The 21,015-nt window shown below is 34.9% G+C and carries 20 protein-coding genes; 17 read left to right on the top strand and 3 right to left on the bottom strand.

Going from position 1 to position 21,015, the window contains the following annotated elements; translation table 11 throughout:
* The first annotated feature begins 28 nt into the window (after positions 1 to 28).
* Positions 29 to 1,591, top strand: a complete 1,563-nt coding sequence (gene rny, locus FHP04_RS05010; protein WP_139854890.1) for a ribonuclease Y — start codon at positions 29 to 31, stop codon at positions 1,589 to 1,591.
* Positions 1,592 to 1,665: 74 nt separating this feature from the next.
* Here rny and FHP04_RS05005 read toward each other — a convergent pair whose 3' ends face one another.
* Both FHP04_RS05005 and xerD read right to left on the bottom strand, forming a co-directional pair.
* Positions 1,666 to 2,613, bottom strand: coding sequence for an aldo/keto reductase (locus FHP04_RS05005; RefSeq protein ID WP_139854889.1), 948 nt, complete (start codon positions 2,611 to 2,613; stop codon positions 1,666 to 1,668).
* Between the two features lie 148 nt (positions 2,614 to 2,761).
* Positions 2,762 to 3,658 (bottom strand): site-specific tyrosine recombinase XerD, encoded by an 897-nt coding sequence (gene xerD / locus FHP04_RS05000; protein ID WP_139854888.1) that lies wholly within the window; start codon positions 3,656 to 3,658, stop codon positions 2,762 to 2,764.
* A 109-nt stretch (positions 3,659 to 3,767) separates the two neighbouring features.
* On the opposite strand from xerD, the gene FHP04_RS04995 reads away from it, so the two are divergent.
* The 8 genes from FHP04_RS04995 to FHP04_RS04960 all read left to right on the top strand — a co-directional run bounded on the left by FHP04_RS04995 (position 3,768) and on the right by FHP04_RS04960 (position 10,035).
* Positions 3,768 to 4,322 (top strand): porin family protein, encoded by a 555-nt coding sequence (locus FHP04_RS04995; protein WP_139854887.1) that lies wholly within the window; start codon positions 3,768 to 3,770, stop codon positions 4,320 to 4,322.
* Positions 4,323 to 4,520: 198 nt separating this feature from the next.
* The gene (locus FHP04_RS04990) at positions 4,521 to 5,087 is read left to right on the top strand and encodes a porin family protein (protein WP_139854886.1); all 567 of its coding nucleotides are present in this window, start codon (positions 4,521 to 4,523) and stop codon (positions 5,085 to 5,087) included.
* Positions 5,088 to 5,269: 182 nt separating this feature from the next.
* On the top strand, positions 5,270 to 5,881 hold the full coding sequence (locus FHP04_RS04985) for a porin family protein (RefSeq protein WP_139854885.1): 612 nt from the start codon (positions 5,270 to 5,272) through the stop codon (positions 5,879 to 5,881).
* A gap of 315 nt (positions 5,882 to 6,196) precedes the next feature.
* Positions 6,197 to 6,769: a porin family protein gene (locus FHP04_RS04980; RefSeq protein WP_139854884.1), complete on the top strand. Its 573-nt coding sequence runs from the start codon at positions 6,197 to 6,199 to the stop codon at positions 6,767 to 6,769.
* Between the two features lie 124 nt (positions 6,770 to 6,893).
* Positions 6,894 to 7,475 (top strand): porin family protein, encoded by a 582-nt coding sequence (locus FHP04_RS04975; RefSeq protein WP_139854883.1) that lies wholly within the window; start codon positions 6,894 to 6,896, stop codon positions 7,473 to 7,475.
* A 67-nt stretch (positions 7,476 to 7,542) separates the two neighbouring features.
* Positions 7,543 to 8,184: a porin family protein gene (locus tag FHP04_RS04970; protein ID WP_139854882.1), complete on the top strand. Its 642-nt coding sequence runs from the start codon at positions 7,543 to 7,545 to the stop codon at positions 8,182 to 8,184.
* A gap of 66 nt (positions 8,185 to 8,250) precedes the next feature.
* Positions 8,251 to 8,676: a type II 3-dehydroquinate dehydratase gene (gene aroQ, locus FHP04_RS04965; protein WP_139854881.1), complete on the top strand. Its 426-nt coding sequence runs from the start codon at positions 8,251 to 8,253 to the stop codon at positions 8,674 to 8,676.
* 501 nt (positions 8,677 to 9,177) lie between these two features.
* A complete protein-coding gene (locus FHP04_RS04960; protein ID WP_139854880.1) occupies positions 9,178 to 10,035 on the top strand; it encodes a hypothetical protein in 858 nt (285 codons plus the stop codon).
* A gap of 175 nt (positions 10,036 to 10,210) precedes the next feature.
* Here FHP04_RS04960 and lpdA read toward each other — a convergent pair whose 3' ends face one another.
* The gene (lpdA, locus tag FHP04_RS04955) at positions 10,211 to 11,587 is read right to left on the bottom strand and encodes a dihydrolipoyl dehydrogenase (RefSeq protein ID WP_139854879.1); all 1,377 of its coding nucleotides are present in this window, start codon (positions 11,585 to 11,587) and stop codon (positions 10,211 to 10,213) included.
* A 991-nt stretch (positions 11,588 to 12,578) separates the two neighbouring features.
* On the opposite strand from lpdA, the gene FHP04_RS04950 reads away from it, so the two are divergent.
* From FHP04_RS04950 to FHP04_RS04915, 8 genes are all read left to right on the top strand, one after another.
* Complete coding sequence (locus FHP04_RS04950; RefSeq protein WP_139854878.1) at positions 12,579 to 13,640, top strand: hypothetical protein; 1,062 nt, start codon at positions 12,579 to 12,581, stop codon at positions 13,638 to 13,640.
* Between the two features lies 1 nt (position 13,641).
* Positions 13,642 to 14,022, top strand: a complete 381-nt coding sequence (locus tag FHP04_RS04945; RefSeq protein ID WP_139854877.1) for a hypothetical protein — start codon at positions 13,642 to 13,644, stop codon at positions 14,020 to 14,022.
* 200 nt (positions 14,023 to 14,222) lie between these two features.
* Positions 14,223 to 15,959, top strand: a complete 1,737-nt coding sequence (locus FHP04_RS04940; RefSeq protein WP_139854876.1) for a hypothetical protein — start codon at positions 14,223 to 14,225, stop codon at positions 15,957 to 15,959.
* Between the two features lie 444 nt (positions 15,960 to 16,403).
* Positions 16,404 to 17,030: a hypothetical protein gene (locus tag FHP04_RS04935; RefSeq protein WP_139854875.1), complete on the top strand. Its 627-nt coding sequence runs from the start codon at positions 16,404 to 16,406 to the stop codon at positions 17,028 to 17,030.
* A gap of 1 nt (position 17,031) precedes the next feature.
* A complete protein-coding gene (locus FHP04_RS04930; protein ID WP_139854874.1) occupies positions 17,032 to 17,667 on the top strand; it encodes a hypothetical protein in 636 nt (211 codons plus the stop codon).
* 10 nt (positions 17,668 to 17,677) lie between these two features.
* Positions 17,678 to 18,331: a hypothetical protein gene (locus FHP04_RS04925; RefSeq protein ID WP_139854873.1), complete on the top strand. Its 654-nt coding sequence runs from the start codon at positions 17,678 to 17,680 to the stop codon at positions 18,329 to 18,331.
* Between the two features lie 280 nt (positions 18,332 to 18,611).
* Entirely contained in the window at positions 18,612 to 19,835 is a 1,224-nt protein-coding gene (locus FHP04_RS04920) for a hypothetical protein (protein WP_139854872.1), read from the top strand.
* A 162-nt stretch (positions 19,836 to 19,997) separates the two neighbouring features.
* Positions 19,998 to 20,837 carry an ABC transporter permease gene (locus tag FHP04_RS04915; RefSeq protein WP_139854871.1) on the top strand — a complete coding sequence of 280 codons (840 nt, stop codon included), beginning with the start codon at positions 19,998 to 20,000 and terminating at the stop codon, positions 20,835 to 20,837.
* The last annotated feature ends 178 nt before the right edge of the window (positions 20,838 to 21,015 follow it).

Here is a 21,015-nt window from a genome sequence, read left to right as displayed (position 1 = left end):
TTTTTTTTATATAAAAATCAACAAATAAATGGATATAGTAACTATAATAATTAGTGCCATCGTTGGGATAGCGATTGGTTTTTTTATTGCAAAAATACTGGAGAGAAATAACGCATCCCACGTTTTATCAAGAGCTAAAAAAAGTGCTGCAGCAATATTAAAAGAAGCAAAATCTGAGGCAGAAAGCATAAAAAAAGACAAAATATTACAAGCGAAAGAGAAGTTTCTAGAACTTAAAGCAGAACATGAGAAAGTAATATTAAGCCGTGATAAAAAGATTTCTGACACTGAAAAACGAGTACGTGATAAGGAATCGCAAGTTTCTAACGAACTAGCAAAATCGAAGAAATTAAACGCTGAACTTCAGTCAAAACAACAAGAGTTTGACGAGAGAATTTCAGTTCTAGATAAAAAACAAAGTGAAGTAGATAGACTTCACCGCAGTCAAGTAGAGCAATTAGAGGTAATCAGTAGCTTATCTGCTGAAGAGGCTAAAGCTCAGTTAATGGAAAGCCTAAAAGACGAAGCCAAAACTCAAGCTATGGCTTTTGTTCAAAATTCTGTTGAAGAGGCCAAAATGACTGCTCAACAAGAGGCAAAGAAAATCATTATCAATACTATTCAACGTATAGGAACAGAAGAAGCAGTTGAAAATTGCGTTTCTGTATTTAACCTAGAAAGCGATGATGTAAAAGGTAGAATTATTGGTCGTGAAGGTCGAAATATTCGTGCTATTGAAGCAGCTACTGGGGTTGAAATTATAGTAGACGATACTCCTGAGGCAATTATTCTTTCTTGTTTTGATTCAGTAAGAAGGGAAATTGCACGTCTATCACTGCATAAACTTGTAACAGACGGACGCATTCACCCTGCACGTATTGAAGAGGTTGTTCAGAAAACAACCAAGCAGATAGAAGAAGAGATCATTGAAGTTGGTAAGCGTACAGTTATCGATTTAGGAATCCACGGTTTACACCCAGAGCTTATTAAGGCTGTTGGACGTATGAAGTATCGATCGTCTTACGGACAAAACCTATTACATCACTCACGTGAGGTTGCAAAACTTTGTGGAGTAATGGCTGCAGAGCTTGGTTTAAATGCTAAACTTGCTAAAAGAGCTGGATTATTGCACGATATAGGGAAAGTGCCAGAAACGGAAACAGAAATGCCTCACGCACTTTTAGGAATGCAATGGGCTGAGAAATACGGTGAAAAGCCTGAGGTTTGCAACGCTATTGGTGCTCACCACGACGAAATTGAAATGACAAGTTTACTATCTCCTATTGTTCAGGTATGTGACGCTATTAGCGGTGCACGACCTGGAGCAAGACGACAAGTATTAGACTCTTACATTCAGCGTTTGAAGGATTTAGAAGATATCGCTTTTGGTTTTGGAGGGGTTAATAAAGCCTACGCCATCCAAGCAGGACGTGAGCTTCGTGTAATGGTTGAAAGTGAAAAAGTAAGCGACGAGAAAGCTGCACAATTATCATTTGAAATTTCACAAAAAATCCAAACGGATATGACGTATCCTGGTCAAGTGAAAGTAACTGTTATCCGTGAAACACGATCAGTTAATATAGCGAAGTAAATAAGATTAAACTATATATAAAATAAGCCGCAATGAACATTGCGGCTTATTTTTTTGTTGAAATCTATTAGTCCTTATTCATCATAAAGATTTACATATCCCTTAGATTCTTCTTCAAAGAATTTTCCATTGATGTATCTGTAATGGCGGTCTAATTTGGCAATTTTCTCCATGTCAGAATCTCTGAGTTCCACATCTGCCGATTTAAAATTCGAAATTATATGATCTTTGGTTGTAGATTTTGGGATAGCAGCACAGCCTCTGTGATTATGCCAGGCAATTAGTACTTGTGGTACAGTAGCGCTTCTATCCTTGGCAATTTCTTTTAAAACATCTATATCAAACATATTTGGTTCGTCTTCGGCTTTCATTGCTGAAATACGGTCTCCCGAACCTAGTGGTGAGTATGCTGTAAGCAAAATGTTTTCACTTTTACAATACTCCAATAATTCGTTTTGCTGGAGCAGCGGGTGAAGTTCCACTTGATTCATTTCGGGTTTTATTGTTGCTTTAGAAATCAGGTCTTTTAACTTCTTAACGCTAAAATTGGAAACTCCAATATGCTTTGCTAGTCCGTTTTTCTTGGCTTCTTCCATTTGTTTCCAAGTTTCTATTAAGGGAGCTTCTTCAAGAGTAAGATAATCACTTGGTTTCTTAGGAAATTCAACTCCATTTCTGAAGGCTACTGGCCAATGGATTAAATATAAATCTAAGAAATCCAGTTGAAGTTTTTTAAGTGAATCTTGCAAGGCTGGGATTACTTGGCCTTCTGCGTGAGAGTCGTTCCATAATTTTGAAGTAATGAATACATCTTCGCGATATATTTTACCTTCTGCAAATATCTCAGCTAATGCTTCTCCAATAATTGCTTCATTGCCGTAATTTGTAGCGGTGTCTATATGTCTATAACCTGCGTAAATAGCGTCTTTTATCGCCTTTTTCAACTCATTTCCAGTTGATTTCCAAGTTCCTAATCCAATGGCGTGCATAGTATCACCATTGCTGAATTTTAATGTCTTCATATATATTTTTTTTCTTTTTAAGTTTCACCTTCAAAATACAAAAGGATTGTAGGAAAAGAAAAAAAATGTAGCTGTTTGGGAGTTTTTTAACCTTATGAATTCAGAAAAAAAAGTTCTTTCGTAATTGAAATATCATCATAATTTCCACCTACCTTCTAGGGTGAAATTTATTGATAACTTCAGTCAAGTGTTTTCGGTCAATATGAGTGTAAATTTCGGTAGTAGTAATGCTTTCGTGTCCTAGCATTTGTTGAATTGCACGTAAATCGGCACCGTTTTCTAAAAGGTGAGTAGCATAGGAGTGTCTAAAAGTATGCGGACTAATGGTTTTTTTTATTCCTGCTTTTTCAGCTAAACGCTTTACAATGGTAAATATCATGGCCCGTGTAAGCTGCCTGCCGTGTTGGTTTAAAAAAAGCGTATCGGCATCCTTAGGGTCTATTTTATGATGAACTCGTACTTGTTTTTGGTAAATGGTTATATATTTTTCTGTGATAGGACTAATAGGGACTAAACGCTGTTTATCACCTTTTCCCGTGACTTTAATAAAGCCCTCGTCAAAATACAAATCGGATATTTTAAGGTTTGTTAATTCTGAAACACGAAGTCCGCAGCCGTAAAGTGTTTCTAATATTGCACGATTGCGCTCTCCTTGTTTAGAACTTAAGTCAATTGCACTTATAAGAGAGTCAATTTCTTCAATGGCCAAAGTATCAGGAAGTTTTCTTCCCAGCTTTGGAGCTTCAATTAATTCTAAAGGATTAGTATTTCGATAATCTTCAAAAATTAAATACGTAAAAAAGCCTTTTAGACCTGAAATTAACCTGCTCTGTGAACGAGGGTTTATTGTTCTTGCTGCGTCATATATAAACTGTTGAAGCGTTTCTTCAGAAATAGAAATAGGAGAAGTCTTTATTTCATTTTTTTCTAACCAGCGCATTAGTTTCTTAACATCTAACGAATAATTAATTATAGAATTATCTGAAAGTCCACGTTCTAAGCGGAGGTAATTTTGATAATCTTTTAGAGTTTTTTGCCAGTTCATAGTGCTATATTACTACTAATTATAATAGTTAACAAAATTCTAAATATTTTAATATGTATAAGATTAAAGATAACTTGTCGTTTTAATTAACAAATCAAAACTTTACACTATGAAGAAATTAATGATTGCGTTTTGCGCACTTTTTATGGGAGCTACTGCTTTTTCCCAAAACCTTGATTTAGGGATTAAAGCTGGGGCTAACTTTGCGAATATCTCAGATGTTAATGATTTATCCAGTAAAACTGGTTTTCAAGCAGGTATTTTTGCTGGAATAAAATTTACCGACAAAGTTGGGATTCAGGCAGATGTTCTGTATTCACAACAAGGAGCGGAGTTTGATTATGGAAAATTCGACTTGAACTATGTAAACGTACCCGTTGTATTGAAATACTACTTAGTACAGGGTTTAAATATTCAGGCAGGACCGCAATTTGGGTTTATTTTGGATGATGATATTTATGTAGATGTTTTAGGGGCTAATTCTATTAAGGCAAATGCTGAAAAAACTGACGTTTCTGGAATTGTAGGAGCTGGATACGACTTTCCATTTGGCGTTCGTTTAGATGCTAGGTACAATTTTGGATTGTCTGATGTTTCAAAAACCGATGGTTTTGAAGGAAAAAATACAGTGTTTTCTCTTGCACTAGGATACTCTTTCCTGTAGATACCATGAACATAAAAATATAGAAGCCATCCTTTAAGGGTGGCTTTTTTTATAATAGCTATTATTTTTGGTAACCAATTTAAAATACCAATACCGTAAAACAATTTGTTGAAAACCATATTAACAATTAAAGTAAAAGCATTTTAGATTGTTAGATATACTATATATTTGTTTTCTTTAAAACTAAACCGAATTAATATGAAAAAACTGATAGTTGCAGTTATCATCTTATTTATTGGAGTAAATTCTTATTCACAAGAATTTGATCTTGGAGTAAAAGGGGGGATAAATTTCTCGAATATTTATGGCTTAGAACCACTTAATTTAGAATATACAGAAGGGATTGTTGTAGGAGTTTTTGCAGGTATAAAATTTTCAGATAGAATTGGGATGCAAGTCGATGCATTGTATTCTGAACAAGGAGCTAAATTTACGGATAGCGGAAAGTTTGAATTAACTTATTTAAATGTACCTGTTGTTTTAAAGTATTACCTTGTAGATGATCAGCCACTTTATATACAAGTAGGACCACAAGTTGGAATTTTATTAAAAGATGACTTAAGAACCGTTATTGATAATACTAGTATTAAAGCAGTTGGAAATGATACCGATATTTCTGCTGTAATGGGTATGGGATACGATTTCCCGTATGGAATTAGAATTGAAGGTCGATTTAACCTAGGAATTACAAATGTTACCGATTACCAGTTAGAAAGCGGAAGACATAAGTATATTTCGCTAACCATTGGTTATTCCTTCCTATAGGTAGAATTAGACTATAGATAACACAAGCCACCCATTCAGGGTGGTTTTTTTGTATAAACATTAAGACGATTTCATAAAAACCGCTAAAGTTTGGTAGTTTTCAGTTAAAAGAAAATTAAAAATTAGGATGTGAAATGACTAATTTATGACCTTTGAAGTGTTAACTAAAAAAACAAATAAATATGAAAAAGTTATTTTTTATTGCAGCAACTATAATGTTATCAGTAACTGCGACACAAGCGCAAGAAGTGCGTTTAGGAGCAAAAGGTGGTGTTAACTTCGCTAACTTAGGTGGTGATATCGACGATGCTGATTCTAGAACAGGTTTCCATATTGGTGCTTTAGTAGAAATTCCAGTTACTGAAAGATTTTCAGTTCAGCCAGAGGTTTTATACTCTGCTCAAGGTGCTAAGTATGAAGAAAGCGGCACAGAAGCGGGTGTTGATTATTTGTTCAGATCAGACCTTAAACTAGACTATATTCAGGTACCTGTAATGGCTAAGTTTTATGTAGCTGAGGGATTTGCAATTGAAGCTGGTCCACAAATTGGTTTTCTTGCATCTTCTAAAGCAGAATCTGAAAGCACAATTGGTGGAGTAACTGTAAAAGATGAAGGTGATATAGAAGATATCTCTAGTATAGATTTCGGTCTAGGTGCCGGTGTATCTTATAGACTTCCAATGGGAGTTTTCTTTGGAGCACGTTATAACCACGGATTATCAAATATTAACGATTCTGGTGATGATAAAGTAAACAACAGTGTTTTCCAATTATCAGCAGGATACTCATTCTAATAACTTAGAATCTTATTAATACAATTTAAAACCACCCATTTTGGGTGGTTTTTTTATATCTAAAAAGCACTTTGAATTTAACACCTACGCTGCTAATATTCTTATTTTCTGTATTTTACAGTATATGTCTCCTTCTATTACCAAATTCTAACCGAAAACCCCCGAATTCTAAATAGGACTTGTTAAGCCTTAGTTAGATACATAGGTTTGTGTATACATTTTTGAAGAAGTGAAGTAATGTTGCAAGGGAAAATGTCTATTGAAATATTAAATTAAAAATTTTAACTATTAATTTTTAAACTAAATCAATCAATTATGAAAAAAATTCTACTTTTTATCGCAGTAGTAGCATTAACCTGTACCACTGCTCAAGCTCAAGAAGTTCGCTTAGGTGCAAAACTAGGTCTAAACGTAGCCTCTTTAGGAGGGGATAGCTATGGTGTTGGCAGTCTAGGTTCTAGAACAAGCTTCCATATAGGAGCATTAGCTGAAATTCCATTAAAAGGAAAATTTGCCCTTCAACCAGAATTATTATATTCTTCTGAAGGTTCAGATTGGAGCTGGGGACTAGGGGATAATGCGCTTAAATTAGATTACATACGTGTACCTGTGTTGGCAAAATTTTATATAATCGAAGGCTTAAGCGCTGAAGCAGGGCCTGTTTTTGGAGTGTTAGTTAATGCAAGTGATGATAGTGACGAGGATATAAAAGACGCTTTTAAAAGCTTTGATGCAGCCTTCGGAATTGGAGCGACTTACCGTTTAAATATGGGTGTTTTCTTTAGTTTGCGTTATAACAAAGGTTTATTAGATGTTAATGACATTGACGATTATTCAGGCTCAAACCAAAGTAACGTATTCCAAGTATCAGCAGGATATTCTTTCTAACCAAATTATATTTTTTTAAAAGAGCAGGAGGTGTTATCTCCTGCTTTTTTTGTTTTGTACAATTCATAAGTAATCTTATATTTTTTATGTGTAGATTAGATAAATTAATATAAACAACCAACACATGAAAAAACTATTACTAATTACAGTACTATCGGTAGTGTCAATTGCTACGGCTAGTGCTCAAGGGATAACCTATGGTGTAAAAGCTGGGGTAAACTTATCGACTTTTACTGGAGATTCATTTACAGGATTCGATACACGGGTAGGGCTTCATATTGGGGGATTAGCAGAAATTCCACTTTCGGAAAAATTTTCAGTTCAGCCAGAAGTGCTCTATTCCCAAAAAGGAAGCGAGTTTTTTGGTACGGAAACACACTTGAGCTACATTGATGTTCCAATTATGGCAAAATATCACATAGTTCACGGGCTTAGTGTAGAATTAGGGCCTGTGCCAAGCTTTCTTGTAAATGCAGAGCAAACTAAGAGTGGAGTAGAGAGTGATGTTTCCGATTATACAAAAACTTTTGACTTTGGAATTGGGGGTGGTGTAAGCTATAAACTTCCAATGGGTGTCTTTTTTAGCTTGAGATTTACTAAAGGATTAATGGAAATTAGTGAGCCTGAAAAGTACGATCCAGAAGATGATTATAGATTAAACGTTGAAAACAACGTGTTTCAAATCTCTGCGGGTTATACATTTTAAACTTAATTAGCTATATTGTATTTAGAATTTACGAGGTGAAGTATATATTAAAAAAAATCTAATTATTATGAAAAAAATATTCGCTTTTTCGTTTTTGCTTTTGTTTGTTTCTATTTCGGTAAAAGCACAATCTGAATTAAGGTTAGGAGTAAAGGGAGGAGTTAATTTTGCTAATGTTGGAGGTGATTTTACCAATAATACTAAAGGAGTGTTTGGGTTTCATCTAGGTGGTTTAGCAGAATTTCCAATTGTAACAAATTTAACTTTTCAACCTGAAATCTTATTTTCTGCTCAAGGTTCTGAGCATAATACCATGGCTACAGATGGTCCAAGGATAATTACAAATCTCAATTACGTTAATCTGCCGCTAATGGCAAAGTATTACCTAATAGATAATTTTAGCGTAATGGGAGGGCCACAGCTAGGGTATCTTGTTTCTGCGAAAAATGAAATTACCTCCTCAGGATTTTTGGGTAGATCTACCGTTCAAAAAAACGATTTAAAAGACGAAATAAGTAATTTCGATTTCGGACTTGGAATAGGTGCAGAATATCGATTAGATTTAGGGGTATTTGTTCAGCTGCGGTATGTTATTGGAGTGTCTAATGTAAATGAAAAGGAAGGGGTAGTTCTTGGATACCATCGTACATCTAATGACGTTAAAAGCACCAATAACGTCTTGCAAATTTCTGCTGGGTATTCGTTTTAATTCCTGTTCATTTTGTTTTATGAATAAGAATTTATTGCTCTTTCTTTAATTTTCTATATTTACGGTATGAAAATAATCATTGTAAACGGGCCGAACCTAAACTTGCTCGGAAATAGAGAAAACGATATCTACGGAAACGAGTCGTTTACTGAATTTTTAGAGAGACTTCAGAAGAAATATGCAAATCTTGAGATTTCTTATTTTCAGTCTAATATTGAAGGTGAAATAATTGATAAAATTCAAGAAGTGGGCTTCAGTTACAACGGTATTATTCTAAACGCGGCTGCCTATACACATACTTCAGTAGGTATAGCCGATGCCGTAAGAGCAATTACAACTCCAGTAGTAGAAGTGCATATTTCCAATACTTTTTCTAGAGAAGACTTTCGTCATAAAAGCTACATCTCACCCCATGCTAAAGGGATAATAGTAGGTTTTGGATTGCAGAGCTATGAGCTAGCGTTACAAAGTTTTTTGGAAGAAAGACTTTAGAAGATGATTGGTGATTGGTAGATTTTAGTTTTTTGAGAAGACTAAAAAGAATATGCTTAGCATTATTAAATTAAATAGATTTGGGAACAGGAGCATGAATCTTAAGTTGTGACGCTTGAGCCATGAACTGGTGGTCTTACTTTTGAAACCGTTGGCTAATCTGACCCCTTCCGACTTTCAAATCGTTTTACGATTTGAAAGCCACCTTCCCCTAAAGGAGGGGAAGGAGCTTTATATTGATTTGAAAAACGGTAACTAGTTACCGTTTTTCAAATCTCAAATCTCAAATCTCAAATCTCAAATCTCAAATCTCAAATCTCAAATCTCAAATCTCAAATCTCAAATCTCAAATCTCAAATCTCAAATCTCAAATCTCAAATCTCACGACTTAGATTTTAAGTTTAGGTTAATCATTTTGTTTTATTCATTCGATTATGAAAAATATAGTATTTTCGCGCGCTTAAAGCAAACATACTTGACGTCATGATCAACAACTTTACTATGAAAAACAGAATTGTCTTAACTGTTATTTCAGCGTTTTTTATTTCAGTTTCTGCTTTTTCGCAAGTAGGGATTAACAATACTAATCCAACAACTACACTCGATGTTAACGGTGGAATTTCTTTGAGAGAAAGTGTAGCTCCACTTAAAATAAATGACGGTGTTAGTGAAAATATTGATTTAGGAGAAGTGCCTTATTCCCAATACCTAATTGAAGGTCCTACTGGAGCTTTTTCGATAAAGAGTATTAAGCCAATTTCAGGTGCCGATGGTCAAATTGTACGATTGATAAATAGTACAGCTTATGATATGACAATTGTAAATGATAAAACGGCAAATCCTTTAAGAATTTTATGTCCAAATGAAAGTAATTTGAATTTAAAAGGGAAAAACTCATCTGTAACCTTACAATACAGTAAATCTCTTAGAAAATGGACAGTTTTAGGATATGCCACTATAGAAAAACAGGTTGCGAGAAAATTTCATGCAATTGGAAAATCTAATATTCATCGGCAAAATTCCTCTTGGGATACTTTTGATGAATTAGATATAGAAATTACTCCTTCTAGCCCATTAATTTACTTAAACTTTAATGCTACCGGGCGTCGATATTTATTAGCATCTGCTAAATTCCGAATTCTAGTAAATGGCAGCCCAATTCCAGGACTTGAAATTAGAGCGTCAAATAGTAGTGAATTCTACAATGCCTCACTTCCAATGTATCCATTAGAAGTGACTCCCGGTGAAAAAATTAAATTTAGTGTGCAATGGTATAGAGAAGGATCAGCTCTTTCTGTCATTTATAATCACCCCTCATCAGACCAATCACATAATAGATATCTTACAATTATAGACTAGGTTTTAGGGTGTAAATTGAAGTGAATTTTATATTAAATCATCATCATAAAAAAAGGGCCAGACTTTTAAGTCCGGCCCTTTTTAATTATTATTACATTTTAATTTTTAAAAGATTATAAATTTCATCATCCACCATCTCAAATCTCACATCTAGCATCTATCTTCCATCCAAAGATTACAAGTGAATCACTTCACCATAAGCATCTGCAACGGCTTCCATTACAGCTTCACTCATTGTTGGGTGTGGGTGGATTGCTTTTAATACTTCGTATCCTGTAGTTTCAAGTTTTCTACCTAAAACAGCTTCAGCAATCATATCGGTTACACCAGCACCAATCATATGGCAACCTAACCATTCGCCGTATTTAGCGTCGAAGATTACTTTAACAAATCCGTCTTTATTACCTGAAGCACTAGCTTTTCCACTTGCAGAGAATGGGAATTTACCAACTTTAATTTCGTAACCCGCTTCTTTGGCTTGTTTTTCGGTCATACCTACACTTGCAATTTCTGGGCTAGCGTATGTACACCCTGGAATGTTTCCGTAGTCTATTGGTTCTACATTGTGTCCAGCAATTTTTTCAACGCAAGTAATACCTTCTGCTGAAGCAACGTGGGCTAGGGCAGGACCAGGAATAACATCACCAATAGCATAGTAACCAGGAATGTTAGTTTGGTAAAAATCATTTACCATAATCTTCCCTTTATCGGTTACAATACCTACGTCTTCAAGTCCGATATTTTCAATATTTGATGCGATACCCACAGCAGAAAGAACTATTTCTGCCTCAAAAGTTTCTTCACCTTTTTTAGTTTTTACAGTAGCTTTTACAGTTTTACCAGAAGTATCAAGTTTCTCAACAGAAGAATTTGTCATTACTTTAATTCCAGCTTTCTTAAATGAACGCTCAAATTGTTTAGACACTTCTTCATCTTCTAGAGGTACTAGGTTTGGTAAATATTCAACGATAGTAACTTCGGTACCCATAGAATTGTAAAAATGTGCAAACTCAACACCTATCGCACCACTTCCTACTACTATCATACTTTTAGGCTGCTTTTCTAAAGTCATTGCTTCGCGGTAACCAATAACCTTTTTGCCATCTTGCTTAAGGTTAGGTAATTCGCGTGAACGCGCACCAGTAGCAACAATAATATGATCTGCAGAATATTCTTTTCCGTCAACGTCAACTTTCTTTCCAGCTTTTAGCTTTCCGAAACCATTGATAACGTCAATTTTGTTTTTCTTCAACAAAAACTGAACACCTTTGCTCATTCCATCAGCTACGCCACGACTTCTTTCAATAACTTTTCCGAAATCTTTGTCAAATTCTTTTACGCTAAGGCCATAGCTATCTGCATGTTTTAGGTAGTCAAAAACCTGTGCACTTTTTAAAAGTGCTTTTGTAGGAATACAGCCCCAGTTTAAACATACGCCTCCAAGGCTTTCTTTTTCAACAATAGCGGTCTTTAAACCTAATTGTGAAGCTCTGATGGCAGTAACATAACCACCTGGCCCACTTCCTAAAACTATTACGTCGTATTTGCTCATTTTATGTATTTAAGTCTGATTTTTTTTGGAGGTACGAAATTACGAAAACTAAAATGAAGATGAAAATGAAATGTTATTAAGGATTTGAGAGGTTTTTTTTTGACGTAGGACTGTAGGACGTAAGACGTAGGATAAATTCTGGATGCGAAAGTGGTGAGGGGTGTTTATTGACGTAGGACTGTAGGACGTAAGACGTAGGATGAATTCTGGATGCGAAAGTGGTGAGGGGTGCTTATTGACGTAGGACTGTAGGACGTAAGACGTAGGATGAATTCTGGATGCGAAAGTGGTGAGGGGTGTTTATTGACGTAGGACTGTAGGACGTAAGACGTGGGATAAATTCTAGATGCGAAAGTGGTGAGGGGTGCTTATTGACGTAGGACTGTAGGACGTAAGACGTAGGATAAATTCTGGATGCGAAAGTGGTGAGGGGTGTTTATTGACGTAGGGCTGTAGGACGTAAGACGTAGGATAAATTATGGATGCGAAAGTGGTGAGGGGTGCTTATTGACGTAGGACTGTAGGACATAAGACGTGGGATAAATTCTGGATGCGAAAGTGGTGAGGGGTGCTTATTGACGTAGGACTGTAGGACGTAAGACGTAGGATAAATTCTGGATGCGAAAGTGTTTAGTGGGGAGATAAGAGAGCCGAGAATTTAGAATCTGGACACAGGGGTAGTGGATAATTGAAATGACATTAAAAACGATTCTCTACCAACAACTAACGACCACCGACTAAAGACTAACGACTAAAGACTAAAGACCAACACCCAACCTATCATTTCAGAGGTTTTGATGCTTTTAAACTTTGGTATATTTTGCAAAAATGATTTTACGGTTTTAATAAGTATAAGTGCTTATAATTTATGTTTTCTTAGTAAACACGTTTATTTAACATTAAAAAATCAATAAAGTCAACTATATATTGTAAATTCATTGATGTTTTAACCAATTATGAATTAGGGGGTAACCCTTGAAAAAGCTTTATTATGAAAATATACTTCCAAAAGGTGGGGATCTTTGGGCTCATATTCCTATTCGTATTATTTTATCAAAACACAATAGCTCAAGTAGGGGTTGGTACTACTAATCCAAACACTAATGCAGTTTTAGAAGTTCATTCTTCCCCGGGAGCGGAGGGTGGTTTATTGTTGCCAAGTGTAGCGCTTTCCTCAACTGATAGTTTTTTACCACTTTCTGCACATGTTGCAGGGATGTTGGTTTATAATACTGTTACAGCAGGTACTGCTCCAAACATTGTTACTCCTGGTTATTATTTTAATAATGGAGTAAATTGGGTGCGCATAGCTGATGCTTCAGTTCCAAACGATGACTGGACTTTAACAGGGAATAACGGGTTAAATGCTACTAATAATTTTATAGGAACTTTAGATGCAACTAATTTAAGATTTAGAACCTCTAACGCAGAAGCTTTTGAAATTTCAAGTGGCAATGCGACCAATCGTGGGAAATTACGAGCTATGACAGATGGTACTGCGGCATTACCTGTTTATTCTTGGTCTTCAGATACTGATACTGGAATTTATAGGGTAGGAGCAAATTCGCTAGGGTTTTCAACAAATGGTAATGAGCGAGTGAGAGTATCTTCAAGTGGAAATATGAGAATTGGTTCAGGAGCAAATGCATCTGAGAAGCTAGAAGTGGATGGAAATTTAAGGATTAATGGTGCGTTTATGCCTGGAAATCAGGCGGGAGATGCAGGAAGAGTTTTGGTTTCAAATGGTCCGGGAAGTACTCCAGTTTGGGGTGGAAGCTTAGGGAATGTAAACCAAATTAATAGATATGCTACTATAAATGGGACGACTTTAAATCCTGGCGATGTAATTTCAATAACAGTGAATTTAACAGGACTTACAACTAGCGCATCTGCATTTGTAAATATTCAAGGAAATTGGACTTCACCTATTTATGACGATATAACGATTCACAATATAGAGATAAGAACAAATGGAGTTCGCTTTGTCGTGTCTAATAACACTGGTTTTGTTATTTATCCGGATATGATTTTTAATATTACTATTATACGATAATATGAAAGCAATAAAATTAATATTTATTATAAGTTGCTTGTTTTATTCAGCAATTGGAATAACTCAAGAAAAAAATTATGATCAAGTTAATAATCAAAGTGAAGAAAATTCGTCTAAAACAAGTACAAGGAATTTAACTCTTACGCCAGTTCTAATTAATCCGGCTGCTACAACAGTAGAAAAAACTTTTCATTCAAGAATTTCAAGCAGTAATATTGTCGATAACGACTCTTTGCGTAAGGAAACTTTTCTATCCTTAGAGCCAATTACTAATCAAAGTACTTTAACGTATAAACGAAGTATTGACAGTATTAAAAATTCTAATTTAAAGAGTAATAAGAGTGTAATTTTAAATGCTGTTTTAATCTCACCAGATGAATAAACTTCCTAGATTGTTTTGATGTTTATCACATAATTTAATATTTATAGTGGGAATATGTCAAGTTATTGTTGTTTATATTGATTAACGATGGAAATTTTTCAAAAATCAATGATAAATAGGTATTTTATTTTTATGTTTGTTATTGTTGTAAAATTCTGATACAACATAACTTAAGTATAAACTTAAAATTTCAATTACGGATGAATCAACACTACACCTTTCGAAAAGTAATCCTATTTTATTTTTTTTCATTCCTAACGATAACTGCCTTTTCTCAAGTGGGGATAGGTACTACAAACCCAAATACCAATGCGTTATTAGAGATAGATGCGTCAACTACTCCTGGAGGATTGCTTTTGCCTAGGGTAGCTCTTGTTGCAACTAATAATGTAGCTCCTTTATCCGCTCACTTAGCAGGGATGGCAGTTTATAACACTGCAACTACTACTGGCACTAATGGAGTTTCTCCAGGATATTATTTTAATGACGGAAGTAGATGGGTGCGAATTGCAGCAACTTCAGATGCTAGTGATGATTGGAAGCTAACAGGGAATGCGGGTACTGTGCCGGGTACAAATTTTATAGGTACAACGGATAATGTTCATTTCGAAGTTTTTACCTTCAATTCGAGTAGAATGAGGTTTGAAAATGACGGCCAAGTAAGTATTGGTTTTAATGCTTCACCTGTTAATGCTGGTCATCAGTTTAATGTGGGTACTAACTATATAAATGGTACTGCAATTGGAGGATTTAGTGGTGGTTCAGGTAGAGGTGTGTATGGGCAAAATATTGGTAATGGATATGGAGTTTATGGAGTTAATAGTTATGGGGGTGTAGGTGTTTATGGTGAAAGTTTGGATGGTCTTGGTTTTAGTTTTTATGGACTTGATGGGCCTGTTTACAGCGATAATACTTTTTTCGGTGCGGACGCAGTTGTTGGATTTACCGATGATACAGTGTCAAATGGTTTTTGGGGAGTGAATAGTCATTCCGCTGGCACTGGAATAATCGGTGGTTCTAATAGTTTATCAATTTACACTACTGGTGGTTCAGGAGTATCAGGTTCTGGCTCTAAGCATGGAATATACGCTTATGCAGGAGAAGGAAGAAGAACTAATGAAAATAGAGGGAATGCTGCAGGTGTGTTTACTTTAGATACAGATAGTGATGTTTTTACACCAAATAATAGAGCTTATGCGCAAATTGCAGGTTTTGATAATGTTAGCCCGGATGGGACTCAAGGAAATGCAGATAGCTATTATGGAGGCTACTTTTCTGGAGGAAATGAAAATGGAACACCAAGTTATGCTTATGCGGGTATGAAATATAGTACAAACAACCAAGGGAATAATGGAACAAATTTTAAAATAGTAGGGAATGGGACTAACTCGACTTTAATTAATGATACTAATGGGGTGCCTCGAATAATGTTTTCACCTGAAGCGCCGGAGATTCTCTTTCAGGATTTCGGTGTAGGAAAGTTAAATAATGGGATAGCTTACATAAAAATAGATCCAATACTTAAAAATGCTCTCCATGTTGATGATAAGCATCCGTTAAAAGTTTATATCACTTTGGAAGGTGAATGTAATGGAGTTTATGTCACTGACAAGTCAATAGATGGTTTTACAGTTAAAGAACTTCGTAATGGAAGTAGTAATGTGAGTTTTTCTTGGCAGATTGTTGCTAATCGTGCGGATGACATAAACGCTAGGGGAGAAATTACATCTAAACATATAGGATTAAGACTTCCTGTAGGTCCTAGTTTGCTTAAAATAAAAGAAGCGAAAATGAAAAAAGAAGACAAAAGGTTTGATAATGTAAAGAAAATACAAAACTCCATAAATAATAATAATCAGCAAGAATTAGCAAGTGAAGAAGAAGTAGCTAAAACCGTAAAACAATTAACAGGAAAAGATAAGGTAAAGAGAGATTAATTCATTTTTAGAGAATTATCATTAATCTTGAAAAGAGCTAATTTCTAGAGATTAAGTTCATTCAATCGTAAAATACTTCGTCATAGTCAAGCTAATTAATATTTGCTTATTTAATTACCCCTGCAATAGTCATCTTTGCAGGGATTTTATTTTTAAAGCTATAAATACAGCCTTATCAAGAAATGGAATTTACTCAGAATTATCCTTAAACTATTAGATAAATAAAGAGTTTTGGTGCGGTTAATATTTATATTATTATAATACAATCGCTAATCTCCTCGTTAACAAATCCCTCCTATACAACCCTTTAATGACTTCTCAGTCTTTTATAAAAATTCTTAATAAAACCTTAAAATATTACCGAATTTTTTATAGGTTTGTTTGTAATAAGACTGATTTTTTTATAAAATATCATAACTATTTTATCCCCAACTACTTAACTGCATGAAGCGTATCCTCATCTTCAAAAAGAATATTCTACTATTTATTTCTTGCTTACTATCATTACCAATTTTTGCACAAGTAGGTATCAATACCACTACCCCTAGAACCACCTTAGAGGTGGCTGGAAATACTACTATAAATGGTGCAATTAATATTGAAAATTTGGGCGTAATTCAAGATTTGGACGTACCCTATTTGTTGACTCAAAATCAAGGTGAGGTAGTTAAAGAACTAAATACCACCTACGCAGGTAATTCCTTAGCCTACTTTCAAGAATACAAGTTAACCAATGTGAGAAGAGATTGGGTAAGTGACTTTAATACAAATATAAAGGCTTCAAAATATGGTATGATAGTAATATCAGCATATTTTAGTCATGAACTTGTTATGGATGGTACCCCTGGGAATTTTGCAATTCCAGCAGTTTCTACAGTTGTAGACCCTATTACTGGAACGTGGCGAATTAGAGCTGACTATCCATCTGCAACAACAGATGGTTTTGTAAATGGAACTTGGACGATAAACACTATTTTAATTACAAGAAATATAGCCAAGGAATTTCCAGACCAAATTATTGAAATGAATGGTGCAACCACTAAGGAGGCAGCCTCCCCAATTATCGATTAATATGATAAAAATTATTGTTTTTCTATTTGCATTCTGTATAACCTATCTCGGTTATTCTCAAGTGGGAATTGGTACAGACACACCTACCCTAGGGTATGAATTAGATGTTGAAGGCTCACTTTTAATTCAAAATTATTTTAAGTTGGAAAATTTAGAGAGTGTAAATACTGAAAGCACTAACCTTAATCTATTGTTGAGGAAGAGCAATTCCAATCCTCCAGGGGAAGTAGCCAAATTAGATGTAAAATCAATTAGCGTGGCTCCAGTTAATATTATTAACTATAGATTTCACAATTTAAATAGAGATAATGTTAACAATGTAAATCTTCAATACGATGCATCTAAATACATTGTAGGTATTGCCAATTTTAGGTATGAAGGTCAACCAATTGTAAAAGGTCGAACAGGTTCCAACTACACGCGTCTAGGCTATTTTGTTTCTAGAACTTTTATGCAAGGAGGCACGTGGCATTTAGAAATAAGAAATAGAGAAAGAGATAGTTACAATAATGATAGTATAGTGTATTACGTGAGTTTGATAGTATTTGATAGAAACTATTTTAAAGAACTTCCTCCAATTACAGCAAATCTTTATGGTTTTAGTATAGGATCGGCTCCCGCACCTATAGGTCTTTAAATAATTAAATATGAAAAATCATTATTTTCTTTTAGCTTTTTTATTTATTCAAAGTCTTGGGGTGTTCTCGCAGGTTGGAATTAACAACCCAAACCCTAATGCCACACTTGATGTAATAGGCGATGTTTTGGTAAAAGATAAACTCTATCTAGAAAACCCTGGGGGAGATTTAAATGTTACAAGTTCAAAACTACTAGTAGTTAAAGATAATGAAACTAAAATAGTAAAATACGATATTGGAACGAGCTCCTATGGTCCTTTAAACTATATCAAGTTTTTGTTTAGAGATGTTTCTGAATATGGCTTAAGAGGTGGTTACAATACCAAAATAAGTGCAGAAAAGTACACCCTTGCAGTTCACGGCTATTACCTTTTAATTCATCTTGATCAAACCACAAACGTTTCGTTTAGATCTGAGGCTAATAACAGTAATAGATTTATGGAAGGACATCAGTTTTATGCTTATGTATACAATGGAGAATGGTGGATAAAAGGGTTTGTACAAAATAGTAGAAGTTATAGGTTTTGGCCCATGAATACTGATATTTATATGGATGTAACTATTTATAAAAATGATTTTATCACTAAAAATTGGAGTGACAGGATAGAGGTTAATATGGGAGGAAACACTACTGAAACAGTTGCAACGCCAGAAGGATTTTAGAGAAAATTTTTCAGTTAAATTCTTTTACTAGTACCATTTCCTTTAAACTGCACTGCAACAGAGAAAAATGGCCACCCTACCAACTAATAGCTGAATAGTAATTTCTTCACTTATAAAATTTTTTTATTCTATATTTACTACTCTTAAGCAAGATTCATTGTAGTGCAATTGATGGAATGTCAAAAACTTAGCTAAAACTTGACAATCACGTCTATCTTTCTTAGTTTTGTTCGCTCCCCGCAAAAAAAATATTTTAATCTCCTTTTATACTATATCCCATATGAAGCTGTACTTCACGCTCCAAAAATCATTTCTCTTATTATTTTCTGTATTATTTGTTTCTCAAGCTGTCGCTCAGGTGGGGATAAATACTACGAATCCTTTAGGTGGGTCTATATTAGACGTAACTAGCACAAATAAAGGGGTTTTGATACCCCGCGTAAATATTGCAAACCTCAACACAATAGCTCCGATTGATGGTGGCGCTACCGAAAGCTTATTGGTTTATAATACTAATTCTTCTACGGGAAAAGGGTTTTTCTATTGGACTGGTATTAAATGGGAGCGTTTAGCCATAAGCTCTGAAGCTAGCGACGATTGGAAAATTACGGGAAACTCTGGGACTACTTCATTATTAAACTTTATAGGGACTACTGATAATGTCGCTTTAAATTTTAGAACGAGAGGCCTTAGGCGTTTTGAGATTACTACAGAAACAAGTCAGACTAGCGGTGGTCGTTTAAGAGCTTTTACAGATGGAACGGCTGCTGAGCCAATATATAGTTGGGCTTCAAATCCAGGTACTGGAATATTTAAACCGGATTTCAATACACTAGGTTTATCTACGCGAGGCCAGGAAAGATTGCGTATAAATGACAATGGCAATATTGGTATAAACACTGCAATTCCTGGGGGTGGTGCTATTTTAGATGTTAACAGCACCAATAAAGGGATTTTAATCCCCAAAGTAAATATTATCGATTTAAACAACATTGCTCCTGTAACAGGAGGTAGCACTGAGGGATTATTGGTTTATAATACCAATACTACTACTGGCCCAGGTTTCTATTACTGGTATGGGAATAGGTGGACGCATATTGGAGTAAAGGGGACAAATAACAATATTCCGCCTGTTATTGGTACTGATAATGCAACATGTCATGATGGCAATTTCAGCAATATTCCTAATATGGTTATATCTTTTATTCCTCGTACTCCTGTAGTTTATGTGTCTTATTTTTTAAGTGGAAAGCAAAATGGAAACAATAAGGAAGCAGAATGCCAAATTACCGTTAATAATAATGATGCTGTTGAAATTTCTCGAGCAACTACCTTATCTTCTACTTCAGGGGATAAATATCAAGTTTCTCATGCTATGATACCTGTTTCTGTAACAGTAGGTCAACCAACCACGCTTAGGCTACAATGGCGACTAACACGTAATGGTGCAATACAAAATCACCCTGGTTCTGATGATATTCGTTATATGACAATAATCGATTAACCCAGAAAACTTCTCTTAAAATTTATATTAAGACACATACGTTACTTTTATTCTTTATTAGCGCTATAATCGTTAAAATATCTAGTATTGCAATCCCAATAGTTTTCTTTTTAAATACCTATATTAGCTACATTAAAATATTTCTTGTCTAAATAATTATTCTTGGAAACCAAAGTTTACCAAAAAGAAAACAATTTACATCTCGGGAAGCTTTTAGTGGAAAGCTTAAAAGATATTCGTCGGTCTCGTTTCTTGTCATTCCAATTAGCAAAAAGAGACATACAAGCACAATATCGACAGAGTTATCTCGGGATAATATGGGCGTTTGTAACACCACTAGCTACAGCATTTGTTTGGATTTTTCTGAATAGCTCCGGTACGGTACAATTAACCGATACAGGAATACCTTATCCAGTATATGCTTTTTCAGGAACGCTGTTGTGGTCCGTAATTACCGAAGCAATCAACTCGCCAATAAGTAGTACTAATAGCGCCAAAGGAATATTATCGAAAATTAATTTCCCTAAAGAAGCTTTGGTGATGTCGGGGATTTTAAAACTTCTCTTTAATAGCTCGGTAAAAGTAATATTGCTGCTGCTATTCATCTTTTTCTACGGGGTAGGTTTCAATTGGAGCCTTTTACTTTTCCCTTTTGTGTTATTTGCAGGTATTTTCTTTGGAACTACATTAGGCTTATTTATCACCCCTTTAGGGATGTTGTATAAAGACATAGGCAGAATGATCACTTTTGGATTGCAGTTTTTAATGTATGTAACTCCAGTAGTTTATGCAATTCCCAAAAGTGGAATTATGAAGACCGTAATGGAATGGAACCCATTTACACCAATTATTTTAACGGCTCGCGATTTTGCTGTTGGAATGCCTCCCGCGTACCTCACTTATTTTTTAATCGTAATCGCCTGCTGCATTCCTTTGTTTTTTATTGCATTAATTTTCTATAGAATTTCAATTCCAATTTTAGTGGAACGAATGAGTGCGTGATTTTTTAGACGCGAGATGTGAGACGTGAGACGTGAGATGCGAGATTCTAGATTCTAGATTCTAGGTTCTAGACTCTAAACTCTAGATTCTAAACTCTAAACTCCTGTGCATTGTTCGTCTCTAATATGGAGTGATTGCTTAGAGATTGAAAATTTTGAAATTGATTAGATATAAAAAG

The sequence above is a fragment of the Aequorivita sinensis genome (genome assembly GCF_006346335.1).
GTDB lineage: Bacteria > Bacteroidota > Bacteroidia > Flavobacteriales > Flavobacteriaceae > Aequorivita > Aequorivita sinensis.
This window is presented reverse-complemented; position numbering and strand designations above follow the sequence as displayed.

What these genes read in the sequence shown, in the direction of transcription:
- rny (WP_139854890.1), top strand. Translation starts at nt 29, where the DNA reads ATGGATATAGTAACTATAATAATTAGTGCCATCGTTGGGATAGCGATT.
- FHP04_RS05005 (WP_139854889.1), bottom strand. Translation starts at nt 2,613, where the DNA reads ATGAAGACATTAAAATTCAGCAATGGTGATACTATGCACGCCATTGGA.
- xerD (WP_139854888.1), bottom strand. Translation starts at nt 3,658, where the DNA reads ATGAACTGGCAAAAAACTCTAAAAGATTATCAAAATTACCTCCGCTTA.
- FHP04_RS04995 (WP_139854887.1), top strand. Translation starts at nt 3,768, where the DNA reads ATGAAGAAATTAATGATTGCGTTTTGCGCACTTTTTATGGGAGCTACT.
- FHP04_RS04990 (WP_139854886.1), top strand. Translation starts at nt 4,521, where the DNA reads ATGAAAAAACTGATAGTTGCAGTTATCATCTTATTTATTGGAGTAAAT.
- FHP04_RS04985 (WP_139854885.1), top strand. Translation starts at nt 5,270, where the DNA reads ATGAAAAAGTTATTTTTTATTGCAGCAACTATAATGTTATCAGTAACT.
- FHP04_RS04980 (WP_139854884.1), top strand. Translation starts at nt 6,197, where the DNA reads ATGAAAAAAATTCTACTTTTTATCGCAGTAGTAGCATTAACCTGTACC.
- FHP04_RS04975 (WP_139854883.1), top strand. Translation starts at nt 6,894, where the DNA reads ATGAAAAAACTATTACTAATTACAGTACTATCGGTAGTGTCAATTGCT.
- FHP04_RS04970 (WP_139854882.1), top strand. Translation starts at nt 7,543, where the DNA reads ATGAAAAAAATATTCGCTTTTTCGTTTTTGCTTTTGTTTGTTTCTATT.
- aroQ (WP_139854881.1), top strand. Translation starts at nt 8,251, where the DNA reads ATGAAAATAATCATTGTAAACGGGCCGAACCTAAACTTGCTCGGAAAT.
- FHP04_RS04960 (WP_139854880.1), top strand. Translation starts at nt 9,178, where the DNA reads ATGAAAAACAGAATTGTCTTAACTGTTATTTCAGCGTTTTTTATTTCA.
- lpdA (WP_139854879.1), bottom strand. Translation starts at nt 11,587, where the DNA reads ATGAGCAAATACGACGTAATAGTTTTAGGAAGTGGGCCAGGTGGTTAT.
- FHP04_RS04950 (WP_139854878.1), top strand. Translation starts at nt 12,579, where the DNA reads ATGAAAATATACTTCCAAAAGGTGGGGATCTTTGGGCTCATATTCCTA.
- FHP04_RS04945 (WP_139854877.1), top strand. Translation starts at nt 13,642, where the DNA reads ATGAAAGCAATAAAATTAATATTTATTATAAGTTGCTTGTTTTATTCA.
- FHP04_RS04940 (WP_139854876.1), top strand. Translation starts at nt 14,223, where the DNA reads ATGAATCAACACTACACCTTTCGAAAAGTAATCCTATTTTATTTTTTT.
- FHP04_RS04935 (WP_139854875.1), top strand. Translation starts at nt 16,404, where the DNA reads ATGAAGCGTATCCTCATCTTCAAAAAGAATATTCTACTATTTATTTCT.
- FHP04_RS04930 (WP_139854874.1), top strand. Translation starts at nt 17,032, where the DNA reads ATGATAAAAATTATTGTTTTTCTATTTGCATTCTGTATAACCTATCTC.
- FHP04_RS04925 (WP_139854873.1), top strand. Translation starts at nt 17,678, where the DNA reads ATGAAAAATCATTATTTTCTTTTAGCTTTTTTATTTATTCAAAGTCTT.
- FHP04_RS04920 (WP_139854872.1), top strand. Translation starts at nt 18,612, where the DNA reads ATGAAGCTGTACTTCACGCTCCAAAAATCATTTCTCTTATTATTTTCT.